General features: G+C 67.2%; 2 protein-coding genes. Both read right to left on the reverse strand.

The window, feature by feature from the left end; genetic code table 11:
- A partial coding sequence (gene pstS, locus E4F61_RS14220; protein WP_133480258.1) for a phosphate ABC transporter substrate-binding protein PstS occupies positions 1-579 on the reverse strand: 579 nt, incomplete at its 3' end.
- Between the two features lie 153 nt (positions 580-732).
- The gene (gene pstS / locus E4F61_RS14225) at positions 733-1,764 is read right to left on the reverse strand and encodes a phosphate ABC transporter substrate-binding protein PstS (RefSeq protein WP_133480259.1); all 1,032 of its coding nucleotides are present in this window, start codon (positions 1,762-1,764) and stop codon (positions 733-735) included.
- Between the last annotated feature and the right edge of the window lie 13 nt (positions 1,765-1,777).

Here is a 1,777-nt window from a genome sequence, read left to right on the forward strand (position 1 = left end):
GGAGAGGTAATTGACGAAGTTGAACGTGGTGCCCGAGCCGTCCGAGCGCTTGACCACGTTGATCTTCATCGACGGGAGCGCGACGCCCGGGTTGAGCTGCGCGATCGCGGCATCGTTCCAGGTCGTCACCTTGCCGAGGTAGATGTCCGCGAGCACGGGGCCGGTAAGCTTTAGCTGGCCCGCGGCGATGCCCGGCAGATTCACCACCGGCACGACGCCGCCGACGGCCGACGGGAACTGGCCGAGCCCGGCCTGCGCCAGCTCGTCGGCACCGAGCGGCTTGTCGCTGGAGCCGAAATCGACCGTGCCGGCCTTGATCTGCGCGATGCCGCCGCCCGAGCCGATCGACTGGTAATTGATCTTGCTGCCGGTCTTCTGCGCGTACTCCGCCGACCACTTGGACAGCAGCGGGTAGATGAACGTGGCGCCGGCGCCGGTGATTTCGGCGTGCTTGGCGTCTGTAGCGGTTGCGGGCGCCGCGGCGGACGGCGTCTTGTCGGAGTTGCTGCCGCCGCCCGAGCAGGCGGACACGGCAACGGCAAGGGCGAGGGAAAGGGCGGCGAGGCGGGCGAGCTTCATGGGCGTCTCCACGGTGCGGCCACGATGGCCGCTCATGGGCGCACATGTAATGATCATTTCGTTACAGGGTCGTGACACCTGCCAGCGAATGTGACAGCAGCCGCCCTAACGACGACGGGCCCCGATGGGCCCGTCGCCTGTAGCACCGCGTGATCAGTACTTTGCGTTCGCGGCCCAGTAGGCCTCGATCTGCTTGATCAACGTGTCCGGCAGGGGCACGTAGTCCAGAGCGCGGGCCTGCGCGTCGCCGTTCGTATAGACCCAGCGGAAGAACTCGATCGAGTTCTTGGCGCCGGCGGCGTTGCGCGGCTTGCGGCTCATCAAGGCGAAGGTCGTGGCGGTGATCGGCCACGCCTGCGCGCCGGGGGCATTGGTCATGACGAGGTAGAAGTCCTTGGCCTCACCCCAGTTCGCACTGCGGGCCGCGGCTGCGAACGTGTCGTCGCTCGGCAGCACGTAGTTGCCGGCCGCATTCTTCAGACGGGCGTACGTCATCTTGTTCTGCAGCGCGTACGAGAGTTCTACGTAGCCGATGCCGCCCTGGATCTGCTTGACGTAGGCCGCGACGCCCTCGTTGCCCTTGCCGCCGATGCCGACTGGCCACTGCACCATCGTGCCTTCGCCGGCCTTCGACTTCCAGGTCGCGTTGACCTTGGACAGGTAGTTGGCGAAGTTGAACGTGGTGCCCGAGCCGTCCGAGCGCTTGACCACGTTGATCTTCATCGACGGGAGCGCGACGCCCGGGTTGAGCTGCGCGATCGCGGCATCGTTCCAGGTCGTCACCTTGCCGAGGTAGATGTCCGCGAGCACGGGGCCGGTAAGCTTTAGCTGGCCCGCGGCGATGCCCGGCAGATTCACCACCGGCACGACGCCGCCGACGGCCGACGGGAACTGGCCGAGCCCGGCCTGCGCCAGCTCGTCGGCACCGAGCGGCTTGTCGCTGGAGCCGAAATCGACCGTGCCGGCCTTGATCTGCGCGATGCCGCCGCCCGAGCCGATCGACTGGTAATTGATCTTGCTGCCGGTCTTCTGCGCGTACTCCGCCGACCACTTGGACAGCAGCGGGTAGATGAACGTGGCGCCGGCGCCGGTGATTTCGGCGTGCTTGGCGTCTGTAGCGGTTGCGGGCGCCGCGGCGGACGGCGTCTTGTCGGAGTTGCTGCCGCCGCCCGAGCAGGCGGACACGGCAACGGCAAGG

Source organism: Cognatilysobacter segetis (genome assembly GCF_004359965.1).
Classification (GTDB): Bacteria; Pseudomonadota; Gammaproteobacteria; order Xanthomonadales; family Xanthomonadaceae; genus Cognatilysobacter; species Cognatilysobacter segetis.